Origin of the sequence: Thermoanaerobacterium sp. RBIITD (assembly GCF_900205865.1) — a bacterium.
GTDB lineage: Bacteria > Bacillota > Thermoanaerobacteria > Thermoanaerobacterales > Thermoanaerobacteraceae > Thermoanaerobacterium.
On the sequence record NZ_LT906662.1, the window covers coordinates 1,787,892 to 1,810,712 of the forward strand.

General features: G+C 31.6%; 29 protein-coding genes. 26 read left to right on the plus strand and 3 right to left on the minus strand.

Features of this window, described 5'->3' with window-relative positions; translation table 11 throughout:
• The first annotated feature begins 15 nt into the window (after positions 1-15).
• From CPG45_RS08490 to CPG45_RS08545, 12 genes are all read left to right on the plus strand, one after another.
• A complete protein-coding gene (locus CPG45_RS08490; RefSeq protein ID WP_096231500.1) occupies positions 16-816 on the plus strand; it encodes a hypothetical protein in 801 nt (266 codons plus the stop codon).
• Between the two features lie 61 nt (positions 817-877).
• Positions 878-1,039 carry a hypothetical protein gene (locus CPG45_RS16840; protein ID WP_157732365.1) on the plus strand — a complete coding sequence of 54 codons (162 nt, stop codon included), beginning with the start codon at positions 878-880 and terminating at the stop codon, positions 1,037-1,039.
• A gap of 51 nt (positions 1,040-1,090) precedes the next feature.
• Positions 1,091-4,657, plus strand: coding sequence for an Ig domain-containing protein (locus tag CPG45_RS08495; protein ID WP_096231501.1), 3,567 nt, complete (start codon positions 1,091-1,093; stop codon positions 4,655-4,657).
• Positions 4,658-4,726: 69 nt separating this feature from the next.
• On the plus strand, positions 4,727-4,909 hold the full coding sequence (locus CPG45_RS08500) for a flagellin (protein WP_096231502.1): 183 nt from the start codon (positions 4,727-4,729) through the stop codon (positions 4,907-4,909).
• A 52-nt stretch (positions 4,910-4,961) separates the two neighbouring features.
• Positions 4,962-5,375 carry a hypothetical protein gene (locus CPG45_RS08505; protein WP_231968668.1) on the plus strand — a complete coding sequence of 138 codons (414 nt, stop codon included), beginning with the start codon at positions 4,962-4,964 and terminating at the stop codon, positions 5,373-5,375.
• Complete coding sequence (locus CPG45_RS08510) at positions 5,311-5,871, plus strand: hypothetical protein (RefSeq protein ID WP_096231504.1); 561 nt, start codon at positions 5,311-5,313, stop codon at positions 5,869-5,871. The genes CPG45_RS08505 and CPG45_RS08510 overlap by 65 nt, the downstream gene beginning before the upstream one ends.
• 13 nt (positions 5,872-5,884) lie before the next feature.
• Entirely contained in the window at positions 5,885-6,478 is a 594-nt protein-coding gene (locus CPG45_RS08515; RefSeq protein WP_096231505.1) for an RcpC/CpaB family pilus assembly protein, read from the plus strand.
• A 14-nt stretch (positions 6,479-6,492) separates the two neighbouring features.
• The gene (locus CPG45_RS08520) at positions 6,493-7,962 is read left to right on the plus strand and encodes an AAA family ATPase (RefSeq protein WP_157732366.1); all 1,470 of its coding nucleotides are present in this window, start codon (positions 6,493-6,495) and stop codon (positions 7,960-7,962) included.
• Entirely contained in the window at positions 7,901-8,833 is a 933-nt protein-coding gene (locus tag CPG45_RS08525) for an AAA family ATPase (protein WP_096231507.1), read from the plus strand. The genes CPG45_RS08520 and CPG45_RS08525 overlap by 62 nt, the downstream gene beginning before the upstream one ends.
• A gap of 4 nt (positions 8,834-8,837) precedes the next feature.
• A complete protein-coding gene (locus tag CPG45_RS08530) occupies positions 8,838-9,275 on the plus strand; it encodes a prepilin peptidase (protein ID WP_096231508.1) in 438 nt (145 codons plus the stop codon).
• The gene (locus tag CPG45_RS08535; protein WP_096231509.1) at positions 9,272-9,454 is read left to right on the plus strand and encodes a hypothetical protein; all 183 of its coding nucleotides are present in this window, start codon (positions 9,272-9,274) and stop codon (positions 9,452-9,454) included. The genes CPG45_RS08530 and CPG45_RS08535 overlap by 4 nt, the downstream gene beginning before the upstream one ends.
• 304 nt (positions 9,455-9,758) lie before the next feature.
• Positions 9,759-10,667, plus strand: a complete 909-nt coding sequence (locus CPG45_RS08545) for a C39 family peptidase (protein ID WP_096231511.1) — start codon at positions 9,759-9,761, stop codon at positions 10,665-10,667.
• Positions 10,668-10,852: 185 nt separating this feature from the next.
• On the opposite strand, the gene CPG45_RS08550 is transcribed toward CPG45_RS08545, so the two are convergent.
• Both CPG45_RS08550 and tnpA read right to left on the minus strand, forming a co-directional pair.
• A complete protein-coding gene (locus CPG45_RS08550) occupies positions 10,853-12,304 on the minus strand; it encodes a transposase (RefSeq protein WP_096231512.1) in 1,452 nt (483 codons plus the stop codon).
• 9 nt (positions 12,305-12,313) lie between these two features.
• The gene (tnpA, locus tag CPG45_RS08555) at positions 12,314-12,718 is read right to left on the minus strand and encodes an IS200/IS605 family transposase (RefSeq protein WP_096231513.1); all 405 of its coding nucleotides are present in this window, start codon (positions 12,716-12,718) and stop codon (positions 12,314-12,316) included.
• A 203-nt stretch (positions 12,719-12,921) separates the two neighbouring features.
• On the opposite strand from tnpA, the gene CPG45_RS08560 reads away from it, so the two are divergent.
• From CPG45_RS08560 to CPG45_RS08620, 13 genes are all read left to right on the plus strand, one after another.
• Positions 12,922-13,170 (plus strand): SpoVG family protein, encoded by a 249-nt coding sequence (locus tag CPG45_RS08560; RefSeq protein ID WP_096231514.1) that lies wholly within the window; start codon positions 12,922-12,924, stop codon positions 13,168-13,170.
• Positions 13,171-13,216: 46 nt separating this feature from the next.
• Positions 13,217-13,729: an HD-GYP domain-containing protein gene (locus CPG45_RS08565; protein WP_157732367.1), complete on the plus strand. Its 513-nt coding sequence runs from the start codon at positions 13,217-13,219 to the stop codon at positions 13,727-13,729.
• A 45-nt stretch (positions 13,730-13,774) separates the two neighbouring features.
• Positions 13,775-14,506 (plus strand): helix-turn-helix domain-containing protein, encoded by a 732-nt coding sequence (locus tag CPG45_RS08570; RefSeq protein WP_096231516.1) that lies wholly within the window; start codon positions 13,775-13,777, stop codon positions 14,504-14,506.
• A gap of 94 nt (positions 14,507-14,600) precedes the next feature.
• Positions 14,601-15,029, plus strand: coding sequence for a single-stranded DNA-binding protein (locus CPG45_RS08575; RefSeq protein ID WP_096231517.1), 429 nt, complete (start codon positions 14,601-14,603; stop codon positions 15,027-15,029).
• 58 nt (positions 15,030-15,087) lie between these two features.
• The gene (locus tag CPG45_RS08580) at positions 15,088-16,092 is read left to right on the plus strand and encodes a ParM/StbA family protein (protein WP_096231518.1); all 1,005 of its coding nucleotides are present in this window, start codon (positions 15,088-15,090) and stop codon (positions 16,090-16,092) included.
• A 23-nt stretch (positions 16,093-16,115) separates the two neighbouring features.
• Positions 16,116-16,481 carry a hypothetical protein gene (locus CPG45_RS08585; RefSeq protein WP_096231519.1) on the plus strand — a complete coding sequence of 122 codons (366 nt, stop codon included), beginning with the start codon at positions 16,116-16,118 and terminating at the stop codon, positions 16,479-16,481.
• 240 nt (positions 16,482-16,721) lie between these two features.
• Complete coding sequence (locus CPG45_RS08590; RefSeq protein WP_096231520.1) at positions 16,722-17,015, plus strand: hypothetical protein; 294 nt, start codon at positions 16,722-16,724, stop codon at positions 17,013-17,015.
• An 86-nt stretch (positions 17,016-17,101) separates the two neighbouring features.
• Positions 17,102-17,305, plus strand: a complete 204-nt coding sequence (locus tag CPG45_RS08595) for a hypothetical protein (protein WP_096231521.1) — start codon at positions 17,102-17,104, stop codon at positions 17,303-17,305.
• Positions 17,283-17,813, plus strand: a complete 531-nt coding sequence (locus tag CPG45_RS08600; protein WP_096231522.1) for a hypothetical protein — start codon at positions 17,283-17,285, stop codon at positions 17,811-17,813. Before CPG45_RS08595 ends, CPG45_RS08600 begins: the two co-directional genes overlap by 23 nt.
• A 474-nt stretch (positions 17,814-18,287) precedes the next feature.
• Entirely contained in the window at positions 18,288-18,473 is a 186-nt protein-coding gene (locus tag CPG45_RS08605) for a hypothetical protein (RefSeq protein ID WP_096231523.1), read from the plus strand.
• Positions 18,474-18,854: 381 nt separating this feature from the next.
• Positions 18,855-19,751 (plus strand): hypothetical protein, encoded by an 897-nt coding sequence (locus tag CPG45_RS08610; protein WP_096231524.1) that lies wholly within the window; start codon positions 18,855-18,857, stop codon positions 19,749-19,751.
• A complete protein-coding gene (locus CPG45_RS08615) occupies positions 19,748-20,251 on the plus strand; it encodes a hypothetical protein (protein ID WP_096231525.1) in 504 nt (167 codons plus the stop codon). Before CPG45_RS08610 ends, CPG45_RS08615 begins: the two co-directional genes overlap by 4 nt.
• Positions 20,230-20,526 carry a hypothetical protein gene (locus tag CPG45_RS08620; protein WP_096231526.1) on the plus strand — a complete coding sequence of 99 codons (297 nt, stop codon included), beginning with the start codon at positions 20,230-20,232 and terminating at the stop codon, positions 20,524-20,526. Before CPG45_RS08615 ends, CPG45_RS08620 begins: the two co-directional genes overlap by 22 nt.
• 126 nt (positions 20,527-20,652) lie before the next feature.
• Here CPG45_RS08620 and recA read toward each other — a convergent pair whose 3' ends face one another.
• Entirely contained in the window at positions 20,653-21,687 is a 1,035-nt protein-coding gene (gene recA, locus CPG45_RS08625) for a recombinase RecA (protein ID WP_096231527.1), read from the minus strand.
• A 295-nt stretch (positions 21,688-21,982) separates the two neighbouring features.
• Between recA and CPG45_RS08630 the strand changes: the two genes are divergently transcribed.
• Positions 21,983-22,777, plus strand: coding sequence for a radical SAM protein (locus CPG45_RS08630; protein ID WP_096231528.1), 795 nt, complete (start codon positions 21,983-21,985; stop codon positions 22,775-22,777).
• The last annotated feature ends 44 nt before the right edge of the window (positions 22,778-22,821 follow it).

Consider the following 22,821-nt stretch of genomic DNA (forward strand, 5'->3'; position numbering starts at 1 on the left):
AAGAGGTGATATGTTTTGTTTTTTTATATAGCTTTGATACTGCTTTTAATGATCCTTATATATTTGTTTTTAAGCTCATATAATGTTTTTGCAAATAAAAAGAAATACGGTGATAAAGAAGATTTAAAGTTTAAATACATGAATGAAGGTACACGTGCAAAGATTAATAAGAGACTTGAAAGGCTTGATTATCCTTTTGGTATGAACGCTGATAAATATGTACTTTATAAATTTACTTTAACAGTTTTGGGCTTATGGTATTTATATATGAATAAAGTTCAAGGAATTCAAGCGGTTATATTTATAATTGGCATGTTCTTTTTAATTGATATTTATTTGTACTTAAAAGAGCGTGATATAAGAAGTATTGTAAAAAAGGAATTGCCTACAATAGTAGACATATTTGAAATTGGTTCTACAACAAACATGGACTATGGTGATGTTCTTTTGATATGTGCAAATTCAGTAAAATCGGACTGGTTAAAGAGAAGGCTTAATAAAATAAGTGCTGAATATTTTGTTAGCAAAGATAAAGATAAAATGATAAAATCACTAAAAAACCTTGCAGATATATATGAAATAGATGTATTTGTAAGCGCACTTGAACAGAAAGATGTCACTGGCAGGTCAAAGGAAATGCTTCAGGCTTTATCACAATTAATGTTCAGTTCAGTAATAGCACATGCACAAAAAGAGAATAAGGCGTCAGATTATAAGGTTATGGCTGCTGTATTTTTGATAACTGTTGGTATTTTTGCAATATACATGACTTCATATATGCCTGAACTTATGAGTGGACTTAAAACAATCTTTTAAGCACGTGTCAAAGCGTGCTTTTTTTTATTGTGAAAAATTAAAAAAATGGAGGAGATATTTTATGAATCAAAAAACTAAATGGTATGTATTGATGGGTCTTGTTGCTTTTATAGGTGCGTATGCTTATGTTGCACCGCACGTGTCAGTTACAATATCAAGAATTGTTGTTGCTTTATGGGCATTAGGAGTGCTTGCTGTGGCTTTGATTAAGCGCAAAGAATAAGTGTTGAGGACAGGTGTTGAGCCTGTCCTTTTTTGTTAGGAGGTGAGAATTGTGAAGATTATAAGTACATTAAAAGAAAAGAAAAAATATTTTATAGTATCTTTAATTATTTTATTATTTGTTATAATTTTGATTTTCGCTTATGCAAGTAGTAGTCTAACATTAACTGCAACGCCTAATTCACAAGGAAATTATATTCATTTGCAGTGGAATGTACCTGATAGTACACAACCATATACCTATATGTTGTATATGAAAAAACCTGGAGATTCAGGATTTCAAACAATACCTGCAAAAAGTCAAGTTAAAGTTTTGAACGTATATCCACCTTCTGCTTATACAATATCATTTTCAGGAAATTGGACAAGAGCAAGTGGATATGGGTATAACAGTCAATATGGATACGAAAGTACTAATCATACAAATAAATCAACTTCTTCAACATCATTAACAGTAAACATGCCATCATCAGGAACAATATCTTTTTGGTATATGGTTAGTAGTGAAACTAATTATGATTTTATTCACTTCTATATTGACGGGCAGGAAAAACTTGAAAACAGTGGTAATTTGGGCTGGCAACAAGTATCATTTTCTGTATCAGCAGGACAGCATACATTTACATGGTCGTATACAAAAGATATATCAGTAAGCAGTTATAATGATACTGCTTATATTGACAATGTCAGTATAACAGGTATAGGTACTTTTACATTTGAAAGTTCAGACTCACTGCAAATAGGTGGGCAAATACCTAATATCACATTTACAAACTGGCAAGGACAAACATATACATTGCCAAAGTCAGCAAGTTTAAAGATGTGGATGGAACAGCCTAATAGTGATGATCCCAAAGGTTATGGCAAGGGTTTAATAAGTGTTGATGCAGTATCTATAACAGATTTTAATAATAATCCTAATGCTTATCTTAAAAATACTGATGGCTCTTGGAAATATGATGTTGTATATTTTGGTGCCTGGGATAATAATAATGGTTTTGATTTAAGTGCTTCTGCTGAAAATATGGTAGAAACATTTATACAGAATGGCAGAGGCATATTATTAGGACATGATACCATTGCTCATGCTGTTAGTTTACCATATAATGCAACTCCATTTGAACAGAATTTCCAAAAATTAGCACAATACTTAAACATTCAGGAAGTACCGTCACAATATAACGGTATGGCACCACCGCAACTACCTAATACTTATCAAACATGGGGTAGTACAAAAGTAACTATCAGCAAAAAAGGTTTGCTTACCAATTATCCGTGGCAAATTGGCGATGTTGGAACTATTTTAAGTGTACCATATACACATACAGGTTTTGAAATTGCTAATGGCGATATATGGTTAAGATTTGCTGATATAGAACCTTTTATTGCTTATGATATTAATGGAAGTCCATATTATCCTAATATAGGTTGGACAGATTCTATTATAAATGCATGGCAGCAAAATCCTGCACTGAATATGAATTGGTATCTTACAACATGGAACAATACAGCCATGATTCAGACAGGTCATAGTAACGGTGATGCAACACCTGATGAACAAAAAATACTTGCAAATACTTTATTTTACCTTGCACAAGTAACAGACCAAACAAGTTGGGATGATCACATGGGACAAGATGTAACATCACCAGATAAACCTAAAATAACGAATATCCAAAAGAATGGTAATAATATTAATATTACTCTTTCTGATAATGATGAAGGCACAACATATAGTTATTATGTAGAAGCAACTGGAATGAACAATGGTACAAAAATAGATTCTAATACGGTAACAACCACAATAACATCAGGTATAAAAGGTTATTCAGTCGTAATAGATAATAATCCTAATACTGTTCCTGATAATACTATTGATACAACAAGTTCCAACTTTTCAACCACATATTCAGGAAGTAATTTTTATGTACACGTAAAAGCTATTGATAATGCAGGTAATGTATCTGATGTATATACGTATTGTTATTCAAAACCATTTATTACAGCAATTCCAGTGCCTTCTCAAAATGCTATACAGCTCAATTGGGGCATAAATGATACTTCGCAGACATATTTATACATGGTATATAAGAAAGATGTTAATGATTCGGAATTTCAAACTATACCTGTTAAAGATCACTTAAAGGTTTTAAATGTATATCCTTATATACCTATATTGCAAGATTGGATGAATAATTACGGACAAGGTAAAATATCAGTTGATAGTGTGTCGATTGATACTTTCAATAGCAATCCTTCGATTATATGGAATTATGATGTTGCTGTTTTTGGATTTGCTGATAGCAATAATTCTAAAGATATAAATATTCAAGCAAAAAATGAATTGACAAATTATATTGAAAGTGGGAGAGGTGTCCTATTTGGGCATGATACGATTAGAGTTTTTGCATTGCCTAATTTTACTTCATTAGATACATTTATTAATATGCAATCTTTTGATAGTTCAAGTGGGATACCTTGGGTTAACGGATATATGAATGATGGTGTTGCTGGAAATAATTGGTCAGGACATTCGCTGGTTAGAATCACAAAAAAAGGACTTTTAACCAATTATCCTTGGCAAATTGGAGATGTTGGAACTGATCTTGTGGTACCTTATACACATGATGTATATCAAGTAGCTAATGGTGATATATGGATGAAGTTTGTAGATCAAAATGATCCTAATATGACGAACAATGCTAATTTTTATCTAACAACGTGGAACAATACAGCTATGATACAGACGGGACATAGTATTTATCCAGGTGTACCTCCATCACAATATGCTACTGAAGATGAACAAAAACTAATAGCAAATACTATATTTTATCTTGGGCAAGTAACAACAGATACAAGTTGGTTAGACCATTCAGCTCAAGACTTGACACCTCCTGATACAGTTAGTGGTATAACAGCATCACAAAAAGACAATCAGATTAATATTAGTTGGAATGTTCCGAAAGATAATGGAAACACATATGAGTATTATGTGCAGGCGACAGGTAATTCTGATAATTTAAAAAGACTATCCGACACAGTAAGTGCAACAATTACAACAGGTATAAAAGGTTATTCTTATGTAATAGATCAAAATCCTAATACAGAGCCTGATAATACTATAGATACAACATTAAACAATATAACAGTATCTATTAATAAAGAAGGAACATATTATATTCATATAAAAGCAATAGATAATGCTGGCAATGCTTCTCAAACAGCAACATACCAGTTTTTTGTACAATCACCAATAACAATATCAACTAATATGCAAACAACTTATGCAGCAGGTCAGGCAATAAAAGTTAATATAACGACAACAGGACCAGTGTATAGAGTAACAGCACAAATGTGGTATTCATCAAATGAATATTCTTCTACTGGTATAACTGATCTTGTAGGTGGTAATGGAAGTTGGCATACAAGACAAAGCAGTTCTGAAGGGTATGACACAGTAGTAATAATTCCTAAAAATACTCCAGATGGAACGTATAATATAATCATTACGGCGTATGCAAAATATCCTGATGGAACAACGGACACAAAGTCAATAACAATACCAATAACGGTAAAAGGATCGATATATGATTACTACCATAGCGAAATTAACAATTAAGCAGGCTTAATGCCTGCCTTTTTTTATGCACGTAAAAGTGCCAGTAAAAAATTTTTAGGAGGTAGTTTTATGAATTTAACAAATTTACTCAAAAAATCAAAGAAAGGTTCTGCTGAAATAGTCGCTTTTGCAGTACTTTTAATCTTCATTGTGGTAGCAGCAGGACCAGAGATTAAAAAACTGGGTCAGACAGTGGTATCAGGTGTAACAAGCACTAACACGCAAGTACAGCAGACTCTTGGCACATATTAATTTTTAAATGCACTCCTTTGTGAGTGCATTTATCTTGGAGGTGATTAAGATTGTGAAAAACAAAAAAGGAAGTGCTGAAATAATTGCTTTTCTTCTGATTTTACCATTTTTGCTTTTACCATTATTTAATTCGCTGCAAAACTATATAGCGTTAAATAGGAGTGATGCTTTGAAACAAGTTACAAGACTTGCAATATTAAGGGCAGAAACGGACGGAGGGTTAACGCCAAATGATGTCACCGAAATTATGAATACACTTAAAATGAAAGGCTTTGATACAAGTAAAGTACACATAGATTATACGCCAGCACCAGTGAATTATGGAGGTGAGGTATCAGTGAGAATACAATACAGCACACAAATAACAAGCTTTACTATTGGGTTAGGAGGTCTTATGAAAAATGTTCAAAATATTACAATGGCATACGGACCAATCACATCCATCAGCAAGCATTATCAGAGATAAAAAAGGATCTGCCGTATTGATATTTGCTCTTTTAATAACAATAATTCTCTTGCTTGCAAATATAGCTTATGTAAATTACAGAGTATTGTTAGCGAAAAGAGATATGGTCGATGATGCAATTACAACATCGGCATTAGCAACATTAAATGTAATAGATCCGGTACAAATGGCATACGGAAAAATACAATTTGATAATCAAGCAGTTGAAGATTGGCAAAGTTATAGCAATCCATTTTTGTCATATTTAGAAAAAAATCTCAATCTGGATCAAAATTTAAATCCCATAGATAATAAAAGCATAATAAAGTATATAAATATAAATGACGTAAAAGTATATTATCCAGGTGATACAATGTACAATGGATTAATTGCAGCGAAACCTTCGATTTACGTAAGTATGGATGTTGTAGTAACAAATATATTAAATAAAAATGTAACTTTAAATGTACAAAAAATAGTTGATATAGATTATCAATTAAATACAAATATTAATTAAAGGAGTTGGTAATGTGAAAAAAACATACATGATGTTCATTTCAGCAGTTTTAGCAATCTTGATAGTAGGAGGTGAATATGTTTATCTTACAGGGCAACAAAAAACTGTTAATGTGGTCGTAGCAACACAAGACATAATGCCTAATGAATCTTTGCAAGGCAAAACCGCTATTGTAAAAGCTTATTCAACAGCAGGAAATGTGCTTAACAGTCCTAAAGGCTATGCAGCAGTTAAAATAAAAAAAGGTTCTTTAATAACTGATGAAATGGTAAAAGATCAATCGTATAACAGTGATTTAAAAAAGGTTTCCGTAAAGGTTGATTTAACAAGTGCAGTAACAGGTTATGTCAAACAAGGTTCCTATGTTGATATAGGCTTTGAGCCTAAACAAAACAACGGACAGCCTTCGTCATTACAGCCAGGAATTATATTAAAGCATGTACAGGTTCTTACGCTTCTTGATAATAACGGACAAGAGATAGGACACAGTACAAACGCTTATGCTAATTCCACTCCTGCAAGTGTGGTTCTTCTAATGTCAGATGATGATGCTGTTAAACTTAAAAATTATGAAAGTCAAGGCTCAATATACTTTATAGCTTATTAAGGAGAGTGATAAATTTGCTAATATCAATATTTTCACCAAAAGGTGGAGTAGGAAAAACAACTTTAACATTGTCGCTGGCAGAATGTATGTCAAAGGAGAAAAAAACATGTGCAGTGGAGTTTGACTTTTCTCCTGGCGATTTTCCTGCAACATTAGATGTTGATAAAAACAAAAATATATTAAAAGCAATTAATTTCGGTATAAAAGAAACAATTCAAAGACCTTATAAGCAAAACTTTGATGTAATTGCAGGCGGTTATCCAGATACGCATGAAAAAATAGATTCAGATAAACTTAATAAGCTTATAGATGAACTTGTTAATGAATATGAAGTTGCTATATTTGATATACAGCCAGGCTTGATAAAAAACAGTGTAGATATTTTAAAACGTTCAGACAAAATTTTAATAATCATGGAAGATAAGATACCTGTATCAGTTAGAACTGCACGGATACTTAATTGGGGGATGTTAAACAGCACAATAGATATAAATAAAGTTCATATACTTGTAAATATGGCAAAAGGAAATTTAAAAAATATTCCTGATAATATTGTAGAATATATTGTTCCTTATCTTGGTAATAAAATTACATTTCAATCCAATGTACTATTAAAGCAAATGTTAGGACTTGTGGATGTGATTTTAGAGCGTGACAAAAAAGGTTTATTCAAAAAATCACGTAAAACAATTGATATTAAAGACATAGAAAAATTCGTACAGGAAAAAACACAGGAAGTTGTTGAAGATGACAATTTTGAAGAATTAAATATCACCATTGATAATAATAAAAATGTTGCTGTTATTCAGAGTGAAGAAAAGGAGGCATGCAATTTGGTATATATCAAAACAAATATTGAATCGCTTAATAATGTATTAAAAAATGAAATGTCAAATAATGAAAATATAGGAGGTATAACTGATGACTTTGACAAATGCAGTATTGCTATAGTATCAGCAAGTTCAAAAGAAGAAATTGACAAACTTGTTGATAGCAATAAAAATCTCGTAATTTTCTTGTCACCAAATAGAAATGATTTAAAAGAATATGCACTTAAAAAAGGCATTAAATACGTGTATGCTGGTGAATGTTCTATTTCTGATATTGTTTATGCAACAGAGAATATGATTGGCAAATCACAAGAAGAGAACTACAATATTGCGCCTAATAATATTCAAAATAGCGCAGACGAAATAAAATCAGAAAATGAACCAGACACACGATTAGAAATAAATCCAGAAATAAAGCAGCCAGATGCTATGACATTGGAAGAAATAACTGTATTAGTTGGCAACTATGTGGAAAAAAGAATTAATGAAGAAAAAAGCAAAATGACTGCTGAAATAAATAATTTGCGTCAGGAAAATGAACAATTAAAAGAAAGTTTGGAACTAAAGAATAAAGAAATTGAGGCATTAAAGAGTGATTTGGACAGAAAGAAAAAAGCAGTGGAACAGTTTAAAGAATTATTATCAAGCTTTTAGAAAGGAGGATAAGGCATACCATAAAAGGTATGCCTTTACTAAAAATATGAAACTTTTAGTGTCAACTAATGTTGAAAATATAAAAAAACTTAAAGAAAAGGATATTGACGTTGCTTTGTCAAAAACATCTGCACAATTAAAGCTTGATACCAAAAAATATGATACTGTAATTAAAGATAACATTGATATTAGAGAGTTAAATTTTAACAACGTTATAGACATTAAAGATTATGCAAAGGATATTAAAACTGACATAAAGCTTTTTAAGCAAGAAGTCATTTCTGTGTATTCTCAAAAAGGTGGTTTAGGAAAAACAACTTTGGTAAAAAAGTTCTCGGAAAGTTTTCAAAAGACATTAAAAGTCTTGATAATAGACTTAAATTTTTCTGATGGCGGTTCTGATTTGAGCTATATGCTTAATCTTCCTGTTATTCCTCATTTAGGAATGTATTTAAAGGACAGAAGCAAAAAAAGTTTTATAGAAAATCTCGTTTATTACAAAGACAATATATATGTGATGCAGTCTCCGCCTAAAATCAATTTGATAGATGACATAACAGATAAAGACATTATAGACATTATAACCTATGCAAGAAGTGAGTTTGACATAATACTGTTGGATCTGCCTAACAGCAAAAATTCTTTTGTTATGACGGCTTTGGAACAATCTACGAAAATTGTGGTTCTTTCATCAGGCTATCCTTCTGAATTGAAACGTATTAAAGAAAATTTGAATGGATTGAATTATATTGTTGTTTTTAAAAAACCTGTGCAAGGATATAGTGAAATTGCGAATACGCTAAATATGGCTTATATAAAGGTTAATGATCTTGACGTATCTTTTATTTTACCAAAAATATTGAAAGGGTGATGTTGTGAACATACTTTTTAGCATACCTGTAGTGCTTCTGACGGCTTATGCAGCTTATACAGACATAAAAAGAAAAGAAATAGATGATTGGGTGTCAATAGTCATTGTCGTTTATGGTTTTATTGTTAACTCAATTTTGGATCGTTCAAAATTAATTGAAAGTTTGTTTTATGCATTTGTAATATTTGTATCACTATACCTTGTATATTTGATTACTAACGGCAGCATTGGCGGTGGTGATGTTAAACTTCTTACGGCTTTAGCTTTTTATTTTTCTGATAAGATTGTTGTATTGCTGTTTTTGTCAAGTGTTATTGCTTTTTTATATGGAATTGTGAAAGGCATTAAAGAAAAGACATATTTGAAAACTGAAACAGTTTTTGCACCTGCAATTTTCGCTGCAACAGTGCTTACCATACCGTTGATGAAGGTGATAATGTGAGCAATAAGACAATTAATCTGGGACATGCAGACAAGCCTGTATGTCCTAAATGTGGCAAACGTGATTATATTATTATAGACTACAATGTTTCTGACAAAATGGAACTTGGCATGTACTGGTTTAAGGTCAGGTGCAAAAACTGCAAGCAAAAATTCAAGTATTATAAGGACTTGGAATAAAAGTTTTGGAGAGAAGGTGGATTATTTGTGACAAACCCTATACAGCGTCAAAGAAATACCAAACAACTCATATATATAACTTTATATTTTTCAGTTATTTTATTTTTTAACTTTTTATTTAGTGCAAGCAGATTTTTTGATTTGACTTTTTTACGGGTAATTGTATTGTTTTTGGATATAACAGTGTTAATCAGCGGTATTGTAAAAACATACAAAGTAATAGGAAGCTTATAAGGTATGCGCATACCTTTTTCTGTGGATAAAGACAGGTTTAACGCCTGTCTTTTTTTATGGAGGTAATGGAATGAGTAAAAATATAAGAAAAATTGTAGTTTTAGCTTTGTTTTTTCTGATAATCTTTTCAGAAGCTTTTGCATACCAATTGACATTTGTAGATCAATCTTTAGAAAATTGCACTACAGTTTCGAGTAATTATATCGATGTTTTACAAACAATTAAACAAGGAAATTCGTATATTATAAAAAATTTGGAAAACGGAACTCAACTAACAGTAATTAATAGTAATAAACAGGAATATTTAGGAACTTTTTTGTTTTTAAAACAAGGTATAAAAAAATATATTTTGCCATTTGATTATGAGTATATCTATAAAGAATATCAAGAAGCAGGTTTTACAAGTATTCCAGATATAACTGTACTTAATACTCGTACTTATGATTGGTACGTGGATCAAGGCTTTACAGGAAAATACAACGATTCTAATTGTGGTCCTGCAACAACCCTAATGGCATTAAGATGGGTCTATCCAAATACAAAAATAACGGTAGAACAAGAAAGAGAAGAAATACATCCAGATGGATCGTGGTGGTGGACGTATGATATATACAATTATTTAAAGAAAAATAAGGTAGATGCAGCTTATAAACATATAAATGATGCTAAAGATCTACAAAATATTATAGATGATGGAAATATTGCAATATTAGATATAAATCCAATCAAAATATCAAAAGGGTATAATAGAATTGGAGATATTTATCCGACTGATACAGGACATTTCATAGTATTAATGGGATATGCAAAAGCTGGCAATAATACTTATTTTGAAATATTTGATCCTGCAAGCTATGGGCAAAAGTCTGACAATATTCCTATAAGGCAAGGTAGATATTATATATCAAATGAATTATTAAATGCAATAAATGCTAGATGGCCATATGCAATAGTACTGACTGCTCTCCGCCACAAGTGACAGAGGTTCTGTTTACTTGAAGGCTTCTCTTGTACTCTCAAGATGCGTTGTACGATTAATCTGCATATTGCATCTTCTACATCATACAAGTACTGACCTCTTTCAACAGACTTTACTATCTATATCTCTTATGAGATATTAGCGATAGCTTAAGGCATGGAGTCTACATCCCTTAAAAGTTTTTTCTAAATATCTATACTTTTTACTAATTTTTTTGTTTTTTTCATTTCTTTTAACCTGTTTATTTCTTCGGCATGGAGTTTAAGAAAGTTATCAAATTTTTCAATACATTTGTTTCTGTCTATTTTGTCGTTTTCTGTATTTTGTAGAAGATAAGCTGAATACAAATCACGTTGCACCTTTATTGTTTTTCCTTTATAGCTGAAATAATTCCATCTATCTGAGAGCTCTTTTTTAATATAAGTGTCTTCTATATGGTTATATTGACTTGCCTTGACTTTAGTTTTGTTTACTTTAATTAATTTTTTCCCAAAATAAGATAACTTTATTTCTATGTTATTAAGCAATTTTTTTGGTGCTTTATTTAAAAGAGAATTTCCAAAGCGTTTTTTTCTATTAAATCTTTTAGTTTTCCTGTTTACAGTTGTTTGTTTTGTCTTCTTTTGCAATGCGCTATAATCCATGTCTTCCACTTTTATATTATCTCCTAATGATATGATATAATTTGCCAGTTTATTATGACTTTGCTGTCTTATTTCCGCTCTCTTTCGGTATCTGTCTCTTAACTGCATTTGCGTTTTTATATATTTTTTACTTTTCTTCCATTTGCCTTTCGTACCTTTTTTAACTGTACCATTTTCATTATAATTATCTGGGTTCGTTGTTCTTCTGCTTCTGTCCAATTTTCTTTGCAGTTTTATAATTTCTTTGTCTACACCTTCTGTTTCAGGAGATAATTCAAGGAGATTAACTAAGGTGTCTGTTACAATAGCTATTGTCTGTGTTCCTGCATCAAGGCCAATATCACCATTCCCTATTTCTCTTTCTTTAAGAGGAGGTATACCTTCTAAAATTAGTTGTACATAATACTTGTACCTATTTTTAACATATTGACGGAATACCCTGCAATATTTAACTCTGCTTTGAATTGCTGTCTGTGCATATTTATCATTTGATTTTATAACAATTGGTATTTTGAGATTGTTCCATTCTATATATCCATCTTTATATCTTATTCCAGAGGTGTTTGTTTTACCCTCCAGCGAAATGTCTTCATCATATCTTTTGAAATGTACTTTTTTAGCTTTACCGAAAATTAATTTGTTAACTGCGTCCAATGCTCTTTCGGTTAGCTTTTGAGCAGTTAAACTGTCAATATTCTTCTTGAATTTATTTTGCATTGGTGCAACATAGGAATCTATATATGATATTGTTAATTTATATTTTTTTCTTAATGCATTAAATTTCTCATTTCGTTTTTTGCCTTTTGGCATTTTACAAACTTTCCGATATTCTTTACTTTCTAACATGAGTTTATAATTTTTATATGCTTCAGCTAAACACGCATTGTATATCAGTCTGCCTATTTTAAACCTTTTATCAAGAATATCTTCTTGATATTTTTGTGTTTTTAAGTTCAGGGTTAAAACAAAAGAAGGTGTCTTATTCCTTGTCATAATATCGCCTCATTTTATTTTTGACCATTGTTCTTCTATATACTTTTTTATTGTTTCAGTGCTTACATTACCTGTTGTTGCACAAAAATATGAATTAGTCCATATTTTCCCTCTTGCTTTTAAGTCAGGAAATTGTTTTGATATTCTAAATCCTGTTACACCTTTTATTTTATTCATTAATTCAGCAGGGCTGTATTGTGGAACTACACTGATTTGCAAATGTATGTGATCTGGCATTATCTCCATTGCAAGTATTTCATAATTGTATTTTTCGCTTAATTCTATTATTGTGTTTTTTATTAGATCAATAACTTTAGGATCATCTAATATTTTTCTCCTATATTTTGGTATCCAAACAAAATGATAGTTGATCAAAAATTTTGCATGTCTTGTTGTCTTGTATTGTGTATTCATAATTAATAACCCCTGAAATTATTATACTATTTAAGTGATAATAATTCAAGTGTCGTCAAATCTATTTAAGAATACATAAGCATTCATCCCCATCACAAGTGATGAGGCTTTCTGCTAAGCTTCAAGGTAATTAGACAGGTTTAACGCCTGTCTTTTTTTATGTACACAAAAAATTATAAAAATTCATAGAAAGGATGATATGTATGCAAATCACAAAAACAGAATTCAGAAAATACGATAAAGGAGGCAATCTTAAAGGCTTTTGCAGGGTCGTTTTTGACGACTGTTTTGCAATCGAAACACGCCTAATTCAAGGCAAAAATGGAGTTTTTGTATCATTACCTGTTTACACTAATAAAGAAGGAAAACATAGGAATACAGCATATCCTCTAACAAAGGAGATGAGAAATGCAATAATAGAAGCAGTTTTAAAAGCATATAAAGAAGCATAATAACAGGCGGACAATGTTCCGCCTTATATTTTTTCGAGGTGATGAAATGACAATAGAACAAGAACTGAAAAAACACCATATACGGACAGCAAAGCTTTGTGAGGAAATTGCAAAGGAACTCAATATGCCATATAACGATCTGATTAATCTTCTTCTTGCTGCACAGTTGCATGATATAGGCAAACTTAAAGTACCTGAAAAAATTTTATTAAAGCCTAACAAGTTGACTGAAAAAGAAATGGAGATCATGAAAAAACATACTATATGGGGCTTTGAGAAAATCAAAGAAATGAAAATGGACGATATGGTTGCTAATGCTGTTTTGCACCACCATGAGCGTTATGATGGAAAAGGCTATCCACAAGGCTTAAAAGGAAATGATATACCGTATTTTGCACGTATTATAACTATTGCAGACGCCTATGATGTTATGATTAATGAGCGTGTCTATAAAAAAGCGTTAAGCGTAGAAGAAGCTTTAAAGGAACTCAAAAACAATGCAGGAACACAGTTTGATCGTGAAATAGTAAGCCTGTTTATAGACAAAATAAATAAATAGGTATACAATGATGTAGAGAAAAAAACATAACAAGGAGAGAGTTAAATGGCAGAACGTAGATGTCCTGTATGTGGTGGAGAATTAGTAACTGTATATAAAACTTTTGAGGTAGATGGTAAAGACAAGGTTGAAAATGTTCCTGTAATAATGTGTCCTAAATGCAACATTTCATTGGTTAATACAGACCTTTTGATAAACATAACGGAGAGGTCTAAATTAGAAAATAAAGATGAGATTTTAGAAGAACTGAAAGAAGCTAAAACTGACGAAGAAATAAGAAATGTTTTAGAACAATACAAAGCACAAAATCACATAAGAGAAATTTTAAATGAGAAAAAACTGTCTTATCACTGGCTTGCTTATATATTAGGTGTTTCAAGTAATTACATTCGTGATATTGCAACAAATAACAGATCGATAAGGATAAAAACAGCCTTAAAGATCGCTTATGCTCTAGGTGTTAACATAAGTGAACTGTATACACTTGAAAAGGAAAATAAAAATACAGACAGGGCATTAGTTTGTATCTGTAAAATAACTGAAGATGATAAGAAATTAAAAGAAGAGTTAAAAAGGCTTAATGTAAAAATTTATATAGAAGATGTTCTTAAAGAAAAAGGCTTGCAAAAAATTCAACTTGCGAGGAGATTAGGAATAGCAAAAGCAAGTTTGTACAAAATCCTTAATATTACAAAAGAAAATATGCAAATTGAAACAGGTTTAAAAATAGCCTATGCACTTGGAGTTGATATAAACAGAATATTCACTTTGGAATAGCAGGTTTTGATACCTGCTATTTTTATAGTATATCTGTTTATTGACTTTACACATAAATAGATGTACTATAATAATAGGAAAGGGAGTTGATATTATGTTAAACAAAGTCATATTAATAGGACGTTTGACAAAAGACCCTGTGGAACATAACACACAGAGTGGTCATAAGGCAGTGCGCTTTACATTGGCCGTTGACAGAAATTTTAAGGACGCTAACGGAAATAAGCAAGCTGACTTTATAAGTGTAGTTGCATGGAACCAGCTTGCGGACTTTATTGTTAAGTATTGCAAGAAAGGCAAAGAAATAGCAATAGTTGGGCGATTGCAGACAGGCAGTTATACAGGACAGGACGGACAGAAAAGATACACGACTGATGTGGTAGTAGAGGATATACAGCTTCTGTCCGATCCAAAAGGCAATAGTGACAGCAATAAAGGTGCAAAAAATAATGCTAAAAACAGTGATGACGATTTTAACTTTGACGGCTTTGAAGAAATTAATACAGAAGGTTTGCCATTTTAATCGCTGGAGAAGGTGTATCCTTCTCCTTTATAAATCAACTTAATAGGAGGTTTTATGTATGAACATAGGTCTTGATTTAGGTTATGGCTACGTGAAGGGCGTAAATGACAAAGGCAAAAGAATACTTTTCCCTTCAATAGTCAGCATAGGCTTTGACAGACTTCTTTCAGGTCTATTTAATTCCAACGAAAGTATTGTTGAAAATATGTATGTAAAGATTGCTGACGATGACGGTGAAAAAAGCTACTACATTGGCGAACTGGCAAAAAGAGAAGGCTTTTCAGATGCATTTTTACTAGATATAGATAAGCATAATCAGGAAGAAACAAAAGCTCTACTTGCAGCAGCGACTGCACTCCTAATGTCAGATGATGATAACACAATCAATATAGCAACAGGATTGCCTTTAGAACAATATCAAACGTACAAAAAACAATTTCAGGAAGAGATTGAAGGATATAAGGCAATAGTATCATTTCCAGAATACAACCTAACAAGAATCGTTAAGTTCGATAAGGTTATAATATTTCCTCAGGCAGCGGGTGCAGTATATCATGCACTCATGGATAATATTAACAAGTACATGATTAAAAATTCATATATAGTTTTAGTGGATATAGGTTTTAAAACAACTGACTACGTAACATTCTTAATAGATAATCGCCTTCGCTTTTTGCCAGACTTTTCAGGTACAATAGATACAGGCATATCAAAAATATTTACAGCTCTTGGTAAACTCTATACACAAAAAACAGGTGCAAGTACAAACACAGAAGGACTTATGGAAATTTTAAAAGACAATAACATATATTTTAGAGGGCAGTATATAAGCTTTGAAAAAGAAGTTAATATCTTAAAAAATGAATTAGCAAGACTTGTTAAGAAGGGTATTTTAGACAAACTTAAGGACGAATATGAAAAAATTAGCACAATGTTTATAGCAGGTGGCGGTGGCAAAGATCTGTACCCGTTTTTTAAAGATGCGCATGCAAATGTTGAGCTTGTTAAAGATGCACAGTTTGCTAACGCTTATGGTTTTTTGAAGGTATGTCAGATGCAGTAAAATTTTTTCAGGAGGAATATGTAATGAGAAAAAAATATACTTTTTATGATTCCAAAGATAAAAATTCAGATCTTAATATTGTAAAAAAGTTTGGAATAGAAAAATGTTGTGAAGTAATGTCGTTATATTATGCTGAACATCAAATAGAAGATATTGCCAGAGATTTGGATTTGTCAGAAGATCAAGTATTGTTAATTATAACAAGTCATATGGCTGCTTTTGAAGGAGAACGTGCCGAGAAAGATGTTGAAGCATATAGTACTTTATATGATGGTGTAAAAAGTTTTTTAGATGGCGAAGAAACATTAACTGATTTAAAAAAACTTTTAAAAGAAAGCAGAGATTTATTGGATCCTTGTGATGGATGGGATGACAAAGACGAAAATTAATATCTTGTCGACATTTTAATTTCTTAATTGCTACTGTTTTTAGGCTTTTAAAAAGGTATAAAGTCGACATTTTTACTAAAGGATTGTCGACACGAAAAAATGGTGATATACTGAACAAGTAATTGTAAAATAATTAAATATGTCGACAACTATATTAAAACAAAAGATAAAATTGTCGACATATTTGTTTTTGCTATTGGTATTATGTTGTAATATATTGAGAAGGATGGTGTCGACATTATGGCAAAATATACTTTTAGAACAAAGGTTGACGATAAAGAACTTGATGAAATATTATCTTCATTGCAAGGAACAGAAAGAGCTGATTTTATTAGGAATGCCTTATATTTTTATGTTAAAAATAAAGATATAATAAATAATTTATACAATGATATTGCAGACATTAAAAAAATATTGAATGAAATTAAAAGAACTGGTGTAAATGTTAAAGAGGATTTAAAAGAACCTGAAAAAGATATTTCAGACTCTAACGATATTTTGAACGAGATGGTAAATAGTTTTTTAAATCTGTAAGGCTTTGAGCCTTATTTTTTTATGTATTGCAAAATGTGTTTACTGTGCTTGAGTTGTACATTTATAAGGAAAGGGGTGTGTATGATATGGAACAGAAAAGAAGGCTTAATGTACGTGTTGATGTGGACTCACCAATCTGGCATGAAAGGAACATGAGCGAAACTACACGCAAGGCTTTGGATTTCTATTATACCTTTTGGCATACTACAAACAATGTTTTGGACAAGATAGAATACATCTTAAAAGAGATTGAAAGGAAGGATAAAGATGAGTCGGGAAATAAAAGTTGATTTAAAATACTTGTTAAATACTTATAACGATATTGAAAAAGCAAGAATGAACCTGTATTGGGCTGTCAATAAGTGTTTAAGAAGCGGTGAGAAACCTGATATTGTATTGCCATGTGACGACGTTAAGGCTGAAATGACAGATGACATTGTTAAAGTTATTGTGCCTGATTTCCCTGCTAGGTTAATGTCTATTAAAAAAATAGAAAAAAGCAGATGGACTGATAATATTATGTATGCTTTAAAAAACCTTAATGAAAGCATATATTTTGAAAAGGCTTTTATCTTTATTAAGTTTTATATGCCAGTTAAAAATTCTGATATAGACAATTGGGATATAAAGCCTATTATAGACGGTATTAAACATTCTGAAATTATACCTGATGATACTTACGATTATTTATCATTTGGTTTTAATGCAAGATTTAGTGAAGAGCCTAAAACAGAAATTTACATTTTTGACTATAATAAACTGGAAAAAATTCTGCCTAAAATCCTGCAAGAATCTTAAAAATAACCTATCCTTTTTCTAAATGAAAAATTGCCATTTTTAAGCCTTGAAAAAATGTCTAAAAACGCATAAAAAATGATAGGTAGTAAAAAAGATAGGTTAAAAATTGTTCTCAAAGTATTGAAAAATTAAAAAAACGTCTCAATTTAAAAGCATAAAAAATTATCGAAGTACTTCCGAAGGTACACTAAAAAATCGAGACCACAAAGACACGCTTAAAAATGCAGTGATAAAAAAGAAATGACCGCTGGAAAAAATAATAAAGTTTTATGCAAAAAATTACCTTTAAATAAGGCAGAGGAAAAATAAAATGACAATAGAAAATATGCTTTCAATGCACGCAAGACATAAGATTAGAGAAAAGCAGAGAAAAAAAATTGATGCAGGCAGACAAAAAGTATTTGATGCACGCAAAGTACAAACTTAAAAGAAGGCAGAGGGAAAAGCGAAATAACGCAAAAAAAAAGTTTGTCAATGCACGCAAGAGACAGGCAGGAAAGAAGGCAGAGAGAAGAGCAAAAAACGCCGAAGCAGGCTGATGCCGAATGTAAAAAGGCAACGAAAAAAGCACAATTAAAGCCAATTTCAAGCATGGCGAGATATGGCACGAAATCAAGCATAAAAAAGGCAGAGGTAAGGCTGAAAAAAGGTAAGAGGTAAGGCTTCTAATGCACGCAAAACATAAAGGTCAAGGCGGAAGTGATAAAAAGTGTGAAACAAGAATAAAAAATTCAGTGAAAAAATCTTTAATAACAGGCACTTAAAAAAGCAGTGATAAAAAACCTAAAAGTTTCTAAATAAAATCCAGAATAAGGCTTTGATACAAGCCTTAATAAAGCTGCTGATAAGCCTGAAAATAAACCTGATAAAACTAAAAATAAAATCTAATATAAGACTTTGTTAAAAATAAAACAAACTTAAATATATTTTAAAAAGGCTTGAAATAAAGGTGATTTGGCGTAATGCAAAATGTATAATTAGAGTAAAAGCAATAAAAAGTACGGTAAATGTTAAAAATTTAACATGAAAGGAGAAACGATAATGGACAAAAACATAGAACTAACAGAACGTGATGTAAAACTTTTAAAAGATCTTGCAGAATTAAGTGTAATAAAAGTAGAAAATGTAAATAAAATATATGAGTCAAATGCGTACTATTTAAAAAGACTGTTGGACTTAAAAAAGGCACATTATGTAAGACGCTTGAAAGGCTACGTGATGCTTGGAGTAAACGGAATGAAATATGCTAAAGAGCAAGGATGGGAAGTAAAACATGCGCCTTCAGAACATGGGCAAAAGGAACGTGTGCAAAAAATAAGTGATCTGTATTATGACTTTAAAGGAAGTGAATGGACGTTTATAGACAGCCGAAAAGTAAAAGAGCAGAAAAAGTCATTGGATAGAGGAAGTAACTTTTTAGGGCTTTTAGTAGGACGCACAGAATATGCCATATATAACATAGGGAAAAGACCTGACGAAAAGAAAATAACGCTCATAAAAAAGGAACAGGAAAAGCTGCATAGAATAGGCATATACAGAACGATAGTGTTTTATGAAGATTCGCAGGCACGTGAAATGTACGGAACAGAAGGCATAGGCTTGAAAGAGCAATTGCTGCTGCCTTATCCGTATGGAATAGAACTTGTAAAGAAACATGGAGAGCGTGATTTAGTAGAGGAAGTAGCTGTAAAGGTTTACGGAAAGAACTTAAAAGAGCCTGACTGGAAGGAAGCAGATTACACTGTAGATAATAAACAGGTAATGGTGCTTGTAATGAACGATGTGGAAAAGATCGCAAAAATAAAGAATTACTTTGAACTGGCGCAATACAGGTATACGAGAACGGAGGAAATCGAAATATTGTGTCTGGAAGAACAAGAAGAAATGTTCAGAGAAATGTTTCCTGAGTGCAGCATAAGGACGGTGGAGGAAGTATGAACAAAAAAGGCATGATAAATATCACGCCATTAATAGCAGCATATTTAGGATTTATTGTGACATTGATACTTCCTCACTACTTGACGTTCAATTTTCCGTTCAGTATAAGGTTAATTAATAAACCATTAAGTTTGCCTGAAGAAATTATGTTAGGTATAATGATAGCACCTATAATACTGCTTATATTGCTTCTTCCAGTAGCCTATATAATAGAGAAACATGTTAAACTAATGGCGCAAAAACATACGGAAAACATGCAAATATCAATAATCAAAATCACGGAACCAAGTACGTGGAGCAAGGTCTATCATTGCCATATCAAGTCTGACAAAATAGACACAGACTGCAAAATAATATGCTATAAGGATTCACAAATAATAAAGTCAGTTATATTTCCGAAAGACTGGAGAAAAAAGAATCAAGAGCTATATAAATATTATTATTATATATCCGATATAATAGGAAATGAGGTGAAAAAATGTATTTTATCACAGTCATAGAAGACTTTGATAAAGATTATGGCGTCAAAGGATGCAGCCGATGTGTAGGCTATTATAACACGTTTGAGAAGGCTAATAAAGCAGTGCGAGAAAACAAATGCGATCTATGGGAAACATGCTATAATTATGCAGTAATAGAGAAAATAGAAGAAGGACTTTATCAAACTTCTTATGAAAAACGTTGGTTTTATAAATTTGATTGTGATAAAGGCATATATGAGCCTATAGAAGAACCTGAAGAAGTCAAACATTGGTGCAATTTTGCTATTGGATAAAAACAAATAAAATATTCAGAAAAAATTGCGGAAAGTTAATGTGATATAGTATAATGTTTAATAAGAGGGACTTTTTTCTCCGATTGTTCCTCCCGCCAAAAAAGGTATGCGCATAAACACGCATACCTAATTTTCTATCATGCTGTCATCAGCGGAAGATTTAATTTTATCAAAAGCTAGATTATAGTTTTCTCTTATTTTCTTTTCAATTTCGTCAGCAAGCTCTTTGTGATCTTTTAAATACTGTTTGGCATTTTCTCTGCCTTGTCCAAGCTTAAGGTCACCATAAGAGTACCAAGCACCGCTTTTCTCAATTATTTCAATGTTCGTTCCAATGTCTAATAAACTTCCTTCTTTAGAAATGCCTTCACCGTACATGATGTCCACTTCAGCCTGCTTAAAAGGCGGTGCAACCTTATTTTTCACAACCTTTATACGTGTTCGGTTTCCTACAATATCATTGCCTTGTTTTATACCATCAACTTTCCTGACGTCCAGTCTAATAGTTGCATAAAACTTGAGTGCACGTCCGCCAGGTGTTGTTTCAGGATTTCCAAAAGAAACACCGACTTTTTCACGTAACTGATTAATAAAAATAACAGTGGACCTTGTTTTACTGACAATTCCAGCAAGTTTTCTTAAGGCTTGTGACATAAGCCTTGCCTGAAGTCCGACATGAGAGTCGCCCATGTCACCATCAATTTCAGCTTTAGGTACAAGAGCAGCGACTGAATCAACAACAACAAGGTCAACAGCAGAACTGTGAACAAGCGCATCAACAATTTCAAGAGCTTGTTCGCCTGTGTCAGGCTGTGAAACCAATAAATTAACAAGATCAATGCCTAACTTTTGGGCATACGTAGGGTCAAGTGCATGTTCAGCATCAATAAAGGCACTGGTACCTCCTAATTTCTGTGCTTCAGCAATCATGTGCAATGCCAGAGTGGTTTTGCCAGAAGATTCAGGACCGAAAATTTCAATTATGCGTCCTCTAGGAATTCCTCCAACACCTAAAGCAATGTCAAGTTCAAGACAGCCTGTAGGGATAACTTCTATGTTAGCTTTGGGAGTATCTCCAAGACGCATAATAGAACCTTTGCCAAATTGCTTCTCTATTTGCATTATAGCCTTTTCTAATGCCTTTTGCTTTTCTTCTTCCATCAATATATTCCTCCCTTGCAGTGGTTATATATTAATTATAGCAGGAATTAATGAATAAATAAGAACTTTTTGCCGAATTAATTAACAAATATTACAAGGTATGCGCATACCGAAAATATGCAGTAAATGTATAAAAAGTACACAATATAAGGACATGTATAGAAAAATACAGAGTTTATATCCATCATACAAAGACATTATAAAAAATTATACAAAAACTTAATAAAATATTAAACGGACTTAAATAAGTTCGTTTTTTTTATTTACAAAAAATAAAAAAAAAGGAGAGATAAAGATGTCTAAAATATTCATATTGCCATATAAAGGTGAAATAATAAGCGAAATACGTCCAGCTTATTTTTTAAAGGCTTTCGGAAAGGAACCGTTACCAATGCGAATATTTTCTTTTGGCAAATGTAATTTTAACTGCGAGTATTGCAAAAGAGGAGGGCAATGGAAAAATGAAGATGGCAGCATTTTATATGCTGTACAAGTAGAAGAAAATATCCTATATAAAAAAATAGACGAAACAATAAGTTCACGACAAGTTATAAGATTGTCAGGAGGAGATCCGTGTATGTACAAAAGATTATCATTAGAAATGCTCAAATATGCAAAACAAAAAGGTGGAATAACAAGCATAGCACATAATGGATCATCTGTAGAACTAGCAAAAATAATATATCCTTATCTTGATTTTGCATCAATAGACGTAAAAGCATCTAATGCAGCAAAATTTGCAGAGCTTACAGGTCTAACCAAAAGCAAATCAGAAAAAATGCTAAATAATTCATATAAGGTCCAAAAAATACTATCAGAAAATGGAGTATTGGTAGATATAAGAACATGCGTATTCGCTGATACAACAATAGAAGATTTATTGATAATAGGAAAGAGAATACAAGAAAGTGGAAATATTGCAAATAAGTTTTGGACTATAAGGTTATATGATGAGATTAAAGGGTCAAATAAGAAAACATTAAAAGAAGAAAATACATTAAAAATGTTAGAAATAGTTAAAAAAGAAATACCAAATTTAAAAATTGGGATAAGAGCAAAATGGGAACCTGAAGGTTTCATATACCTATAAAAAGTTTATCAAATCAATCAAAAAAACAAAACGTACTTTGCATG